This is a genomic window from Catonella sp. (genome assembly GCF_052169795.1).
Classification (GTDB): Bacteria; Bacillota; Clostridia; order Lachnospirales; family Lachnospiraceae; genus Catonella.
On the sequence record NZ_JBQNBU010000096.1, the window covers coordinates 1 to 7,357 of the forward strand.

At 36.9% G+C, this 7,357-nt stretch carries 4 protein-coding genes; all 4 read right to left on the bottom strand.

The genetic code is table 11. The annotated features are described in order from the left end of the window. Nucleotides 1-153: 153 nt before the first annotated feature. Nucleotides 154-1,827: a formate--tetrahydrofolate ligase gene (locus ACTTKP_RS10415; RefSeq protein ID WP_442553835.1), complete on the bottom strand. Its 1,674-nt coding sequence runs from the start codon at nt 1,825-1,827 to the stop codon at nt 154-156. Between the two features lie 116 nt (nt 1,828-1,943). Next, complete coding sequence (locus tag ACTTKP_RS10420; protein WP_442553836.1) at nt 1,944-4,928, bottom strand: DNA translocase FtsK 4TM domain-containing protein; 2,985 nt, start codon at nt 4,926-4,928, stop codon at nt 1,944-1,946. A 164-nt stretch (nt 4,929-5,092) separates the two neighbouring features. Then, complete coding sequence (gene glmM, locus ACTTKP_RS10425) at nt 5,093-6,436, bottom strand: phosphoglucosamine mutase (protein WP_442553837.1); 1,344 nt, start codon at nt 6,434-6,436, stop codon at nt 5,093-5,095. A gap of 12 nt (nt 6,437-6,448) precedes the next feature. Then, nucleotides 6,449-7,312: a YitT family protein gene (locus tag ACTTKP_RS10430; RefSeq protein ID WP_442553838.1), complete on the bottom strand. Its 864-nt coding sequence runs from the start codon at nt 7,310-7,312 to the stop codon at nt 6,449-6,451. Nucleotides 7,313-7,357: the final 45 nt, after the last annotated feature.

A 7,357-nucleotide genomic window follows, 5' to 3' on the forward strand; every position in this document is an offset into this window, starting at 1 on the left:
AGATTTTCTCCCGAAGTTATAGATGCTGCCAAAGATGCTTTAATTACACTTTGGAATAGAGAAAGCCTTAGAGATAATCTGAACATTTAACACTTTTAAAATTAAAACTCCCTCTGAATTTATACATCTCAGAGGGATATTTTATTTTATTTATTAAAACAAGCCTACGATATCTCCGTTATCATCTACATCTATACCAAATGCCGCAGGAGTCTTTGGAAGTCCCGGCATTGTCATAATACTACCTGTCAGAACAACTACAAAGCCTGCACCTGCTGATACATAAACCTCTCTTACACCCACCCTAAAACCTTCAGGTCTTCCAAGAAGACTCGCATTATCAGAAAGTGAGTACTGTGTCTTCGCCATACATACCGGAAAACTTCCAAAGCCTAACTCTTCAATCCTCTTTATTGCCCTCTCTGCTGCCGGAGCAAAATCTACTCCCTCTGCACCGTAAATTTCAGTACAAATTGTTGCTATCTTTTCCTTAATTGACAATTCATCTCTATAAATAGGTTCATATTTCGATTCTTTAGTTTCAATTACAGAAATTACTTTCTTAGCCAGCTCTTCACCACCAAGTCCTCCCTTTTCCCAAACTTCTGCAAGTTCAAACTCACATCCCCTATCTTCACAGAATTTCTTTACAAACTCAAGTTCTGCCTCTGTATCTGAAATAAATTTATTGAGAGTAACCACAACCGGAATTCCAAATTTTTGTATATTTTCAATATGCTTTTCAAGGTTAACTATACCCTTTTTAAGAGCCTCTATATTCTCACTTCCAAGTTCCTTTTTATCTACTCCCCCATTATACTTAAGAGCCCTTATTGTAGCCACTAGAACCACTGCTGCCGGCTTTAGTCCTGCCATACGGCATTTAATATCAAGGAACTTCTCTGCCCCGAGGTCTGCACCAAAGCCTGCCTCTGTAACTACATAATCTGCCAGTTTAAGTGCTGTTTTGGTCGCCCTTACAGAGTTGCACCCATGCGCTATATTGGCAAATGGACCACCATGTACTATCGCAGGGCTGTTTTCAAGAGTCTGAATGAGATTAGGCTTAATAGCATCCTTAAGGAGAGCTGCCATAGAGCCAACAGCATTCAATTCACCTGCTGTAACAGGTCTTCCTTCAAAATTATAAGCTACTACAATTTTTGCAAGCCTTTCTTTAAGATCTTTCATATCATTTGCAAGACACAGCACCGCCATAATTTCAGATGCCACCGTAATTACAAAATGATCCTCTCTAACAATTCCATCAGCTGCTGCCCCAAGTCCAACTACAACATTTCTAAGTACCCTGTCATTCATATCGAGGCAGCGTTTCCATACTATCTGATTTGTATCTATTCCAAGTTCATTTCCCTGTTTAATATGGTTATCAAGAAGAGCTGCAAGCAGATTGTTTGCAGAAGTAATAGCATGAAAATCTCCGGTAAAATGAAGATTTAAATCTTCCATAGGGACTACCTGAGCATAGCCTCCTCCTGCTGCCCCGCCTTTTACACCAAAGCAAGGTCCAAGTGAAGGCTCTCTTAAAGCAATTACCGCCTTCTTTCCAAGCCTGTTAAACGCCTCTCCAAGCCCTACTGTAACCGTAGTCTTTCCCTCACCTGCAGGTGTAGGGTTAATTGCTGTCACAAGTATCAACTTTCCGTCTTCATTCTCCTTAATTCTGTCCCAGAGTTCATCTGAAAGCTTTGCTTTGTACTTACCATATAATTCCAGCTCATCAGATGTAATCCCCAACTTCTCTGCCACTTCTCCTATTGGCTTCATCACCGCTTCTTTTGCAATTTCAATATCTGTTTTAAACATACCATCATCCCCTTAAACTTATTTTTAACACTGCTACTAATTAATTTTACTTATAAATATTCCTCACATCTTCATAATACCTAATAAACCCCCACTGTGTCAATCCTAATTATTTTTTAATTACTATGCCTTGCATTTACAAATTCCTCAAACTCTTCCTTGCTCATAATTATCTTTCTTGGCTTTGTTCCTTCATCCTCTCCAACAACTCCCGCTTCTGCAAGCTGATCCATAATCCTTGCAGCCCTGTTAAAGCCTACTTTATATACTCTCTGAAACATTCCTATTGTAGCTTTATCTTTACCAATAACATATCTTCCTGCCTCATCAAAATACTCATCATAATCATCTTTTGTTTCTGATGATTGATTAGCCGCTTTACTGCTTTCTGCCTGTACTGTATTTATCTGTTCTGTAATGTCCGAACCTTTGTGTGAAGAATCATTATTAGAAATAATAAATTCCACTACATCCGATACTTCAGAGTCTGAAATAAATGCTCCCTGTACCCTCACAGGCTTTGGATAACCTGATGGGAAAAACAGCATATCTCCCTTTCCAAGCAATTTTTCTGCTCCGGCTCCATCTAATATTGTCCTTGAATCTACCTGGGAAGATACTGCAAACGCAACTCTGGAAGGCACATTTGCTTTTATAAGACCTGTAATTACATTTACACTCGGTCTTTGCGTAGCTATAACAAGATGAATACCCGCTGCTCTTGCCAGCTGCGCCAAACGGCAGATAGCTTCTTCTACTTCTTTTGAGGAAACCATCATAAGGTCTGCAAGCTCGTCCACAATTATTACAATCTGAGGCATCCATTCCAGTGCATCTTTACCAACTTTTTTATTAAAGCCCTTTATTTCCCTTACACCTTTTTCCGCAAACAACTTGTAACGCCTGTTCATTTCAGCTACTGCCCAGTTTAGAGCTGCTGCAGCCCTTTTCGGATCAGTTACTACCGGAAGCATAAGATGAGGTATACCATTATATACCGAAAGTTCAACAACTTTAGGGTCAACCATAATCAGCTTCACTTCACTTGGTTTAGCCTTATAAAGTATACTCATAATCAATGTATTTATACACACTGATTTACCTGAACCTGTTGCTCCGGCTATAAGAAGATGCGGCATCTTTGCTATATCTGAAATCATAGTCTGCCCACCTATATCTTTTCCCACTGCAAATGCAAGTTTCGACTGATGCTCGTCAAAGGCTTTATTTTCAATTAAATCTCTAAAATACACCATCAAGTTCTTCTTATTTGGTACTTCTATTCCCACTGCCGCCTTCCCCGGGATTGGTGCTTCTATACGAATATCAGCAGCCGCAAGATTAAGTTTTATATCATCTGTAAGTGCTGTTATCTTGCTTACCTTAACCCCCTGCTCAGGTTGAAGCTCATACCTTGTTACAGATGGACCGCAGCTTACATCAGTTACCTTAACATTTACGCCAAATGCTGCTAAAGTCTCCTGAAGTTTTCTTGCTGTATCATGCAGTTCCGCATCACTTATCCCTTCTTCATCTCCCCTTGCCTTATTTAACAAATTCTTAGGCGGGAATATATATGGCTTAGGTGGTTCCTTCGGCTTCTCCGCTGCAACAACAGGAGAAATAGGTTTTTCTTCTGCCTTGATAATGTCTTCCTTCTTTGCTTCAGTTTTATCACTACTTCCAAACTCTGATTCAAGAGCCTTATTGCCTGTTATAGTTTTTTTCTCAAGCAGCATCTCTTTTTCAAGTTCAAGAATTGACTTTTCAGGCTCTACTTCCCCATATTGTTGTTCAACCTCATCCTCCTCACTCATATCCTCAACACTTTCTTCAGTATCTTCTTTATTACATTCGTCAGCCACATCTTCATCAAAGATTTCATCCTCTTCATCAAGCAAACCTTCATATTCATCTATGTCATCTTCAACTGACATTATATCTATATTGTTTTTCCCTTCATAATCCGACATTTCAGGCTGCCAAAAATTTTCTTTTATAGGTGCATCCTCAGGCATTTCCTCTTCTAACTTCTCTTGAATAAATAAATCCTCTTCATCTTCTTCAAAATCCTCTCCATTTCCAAACTTATTTTCTATTTCTTTTAAATAAAAAGGCTCTTCCTCACTCTTTTCTTCTACCTCATCTTCTATTTTATTCTCGACTATATCTTCTATTTTATCTTCATCTGCTCTATGTATCAGAAAGGAAAGATTTTCTTTATCAGGCTTGCTTATCTCTTTTAACTCTACCTCTTTATCTTTCTCCTTAATGGGTTCTATTTTTTCTATTTTTTCTATCTTTTCTATCTTTTCTCTATCATCATTATCTTCTGATTTTTTCTCAAGTTTTACAAGTTTCTTTTCCTGTTTCACTTCATCAGAAAAATTTCTCTCTTCCCTAAGCTTATCCCTCTCAGCTTTTTTTATTTCTCTAAGTTCTTTTCTTTTCGCTATTCTCTCCTCTGCCCTCGCCCTCGCATCTAACACCACTTCTTCAGTATAATCAGCTATTACTTCTTTGGTTTCAGTTACCCTGACTTTAACTGCATTAGTTATAAGTTTACCTGTTAAATATATAACAATTACAATTACAGCCGCTATAAGTACCAGATATGCACCTGCCTGTGCAAGTCCCAAATTCAACACCTTGGCTACTGCACCTCCAACAAAGCCACCTCCATTTTTATTTTCAGAAGACATAGTATATAAAGCTCCCCAAGAGATTTCCTTTAAATCTCCATAAGAAATAAGCTCCACGATACCACCAAGCGAAATAAATAAACCGGTTGCAGCAATTACTTTATTAACAACCCTTTTATTACCTTCTGCAGCAATTAAAAATAGTGAAGCCATAAAAAAATATATAGGAAAAATCCAAGTAAACATACCTATAATTCCAAATAAAAACTTATTAATAAAACTCCCTACAGGTCCTGCCAAATTAAAATTTGATAATAACAGTAATACTGATATTACAAAACTCAATATAAAGACCAGTTCAGCCTTATTTTCTTCTAAGAAACTCTTATTTGTATTCTGTATTTTCCTAACTTTCCTGTTAGTTTTCTTACCAGACTTTTTTTTCTCTTTTTCAGCCATTTCTACCTCTCTATTTAAAACTAAGAAACAGTTATTCCCACTTGTGGCATAACTGTTTCAATGATATATCAAATTCAATATTTTTGCAAGAACCCTGAAAATCGAAGCTGTAGCAATCCTGTCTTAACGGGTATCAAATACTTTTGACACCCACATCATATTTATTAAGATATATAACCTTCTGCTTTTATAACATCAACTATCTTATCTACTGCCTCTCTGCATTTTTCATCTGTTTCAGCTTCTGCCATAACTCTTATAAGAGGTTCTGTACCGCTCTTTCTCAAAAGTACCCTTCCATTTCCGTTAAGTTCCTCTTCTGCCTCATCCTTAGCCTTAATAATCTTATCATCTTTCATAACCAGTTCTTTATCTGACACCTTAAGGTTTACAAGAAGTTGAGGATAAACCTTAAAACCTTCTACTAATTCTGATATTTTACACTTGCTGTCAATCATAGCATCCATAAGTTTTAGTGAAGTAAGCACTCCATCCCCTGTTGTAGCATACTTACTAAAAATTATATGTCCGGACTGCTCTCCACCCAGAGAATAGTCATGAGCAACCATATTTTCACTTACATACTTATCACCTACATCAGTCTTCTCATATCCTATTCCAAGCTCATCAAAGGCTTTGTAAAGCCCTAGATTCGACATCACTGTGGTCACTACCTTATTGCTGTTTAATTCTCCTCTATTCTTAAGATATTTTCCACAGATATAAAGTATTGCATCTCCATCTATCAATCTTCCATTTTCATCTACCGCCAAGCACCTGTCTGCATCACCGTCATAAGCAAAACCTATATCAAGCTTATTTTCCTTTACAAATGACTGGAGTTTTTCTATATGTGTTGAGCCACAATCTGTATTTATATTTACTCCATCAGGCTCAGCATTTATAACATAAGTCTTAGCTCCCAAAGCATTGAATACTGCCGTAGCAATCTGATGTGCAGATCCATTCGCACAGTCAATTCCAACCTTAACATCCTTAAATGACTTTGTAGGAAGGGAAATAAGATAGCCCAAGTACCTGTTTCTACCAAGTACATAGTCCACAGTTCTACCTACATTTTCACCGGTTGCAAGCGGAATATCATCTATTTCTTTATCAATATATTCTTCTATTAAATTTTCAATCTCTGATTCAAGCTTATATCCGTTGCCATTTATAATTTTAATTCCATTATCATAAAAAGGATTGTGACTTGCAGAAATCATAATTCCACAGTCAAACTCTTCTGTTCGTGCCACATAAGACACACTGGGCGTACTTGTTACATGTAAAAGATAGGCGTCAGCTCCACTTGCAGTAAGTCCTGCAGCAAGTGCATACTCAAACATATAGCTGGATCTCCTTGTATCCTTTCCTATGACAATCTTAGCTTTATGTTCTTTTCCATAATAATATCCTAAAAATCTTCCAACCTTGAATGCATGATTTACAGTCAACCCAACATTTGCCTCTCCTCTAAAGCCGTCTGTTCCAAAATATTTTCCCATTAATTCTCTCCTTTATGCCCTCATAAATCCTTTACCTACAATCTCACTTGTACTTGTAATTATAATAAAGGCTGTCGGTTCTGTTTCCCTAAGAAAGTTTCTAAGTAAGATTGCCTGTCTTCTATTAACAACAGTAAGAACCATAAACTTATGCTGTCCTGTATATGCACCCTTTGCATCCACAACCGTTGCAGATCTCTTTAGTTCTTTTCCTATAAACTCTATGATAGGCTCAGCATCATTACAAACGATATTTATATACTTACATAAATTAATATTTTCTATAACATTATCTATAACCAGTGCCTTAACTCCAAGACCCAGCATTGACATAAGACCTGTCTTCACTCCATATATTGGAAATGTAAGTGCTGCCAATATACAGTCAGCCGACATAAGTGCCGCTCCTATATTCATTGATGTATACTTTTTAAGCAACACTGCAAGTATGTCCGTTCCTCCTGAAGATGCCCCTATATTAAATAATATTGCACTTCCTACTGCAGGTAAAAATATCGCATATACAAGTTCCATAATTGTTTCATTTGTAACCGGACCTTTTAATGGAGTCAGATATTCCAAACCTTGCAGTGAAAAAGACATCAAAAGTGAACAATACACTGTTTTTAGTCCAAACTCTTTGCCTAGAAAAATAAATCCTATTATCAATAGCAGAATATTAAATATAACAACAATATTCCCCTTAGTGAGCCATCCAACAGTATACTTAGATAAAATAACAGCTATACCCGTAGCTCCGCCAAATGAAAAATTATTAGTAAATTTGAAATAATATATTCCAATCACCATAATTTCAATACCTATTGTCATCCAAAAAAATTCTTTCAAGCTAAACTTTTTCATCCACTCTTTCATCGCCGTTCTCCTATTAGCAATAGAATTTCCAAAGCATAATTATTT

Bases quoted from the DNA above. Each gene is read 5' to 3' on its own strand.
- ACTTKP_RS10415 (WP_442553835.1), bottom strand. From the start codon at position 1,827: ATGTTTAAAACAGATATTGAAATTGCAAAAGAAGCGGTGATGAAGCCA.
- ACTTKP_RS10420 (WP_442553836.1), bottom strand. From the start codon at position 4,928: ATGGCTGAAAAAGAGAAAAAAAAGTCTGGTAAGAAAACTAACAGGAAA.
- glmM (WP_442553837.1), bottom strand. From the start codon at position 6,436: ATGGGAAAATATTTTGGAACAGACGGCTTTAGAGGAGAGGCAAATGTT.
- ACTTKP_RS10430 (WP_442553838.1), bottom strand. From the start codon at position 7,312: ATGAAAGAGTGGATGAAAAAGTTTAGCTTGAAAGAATTTTTTTGGATG.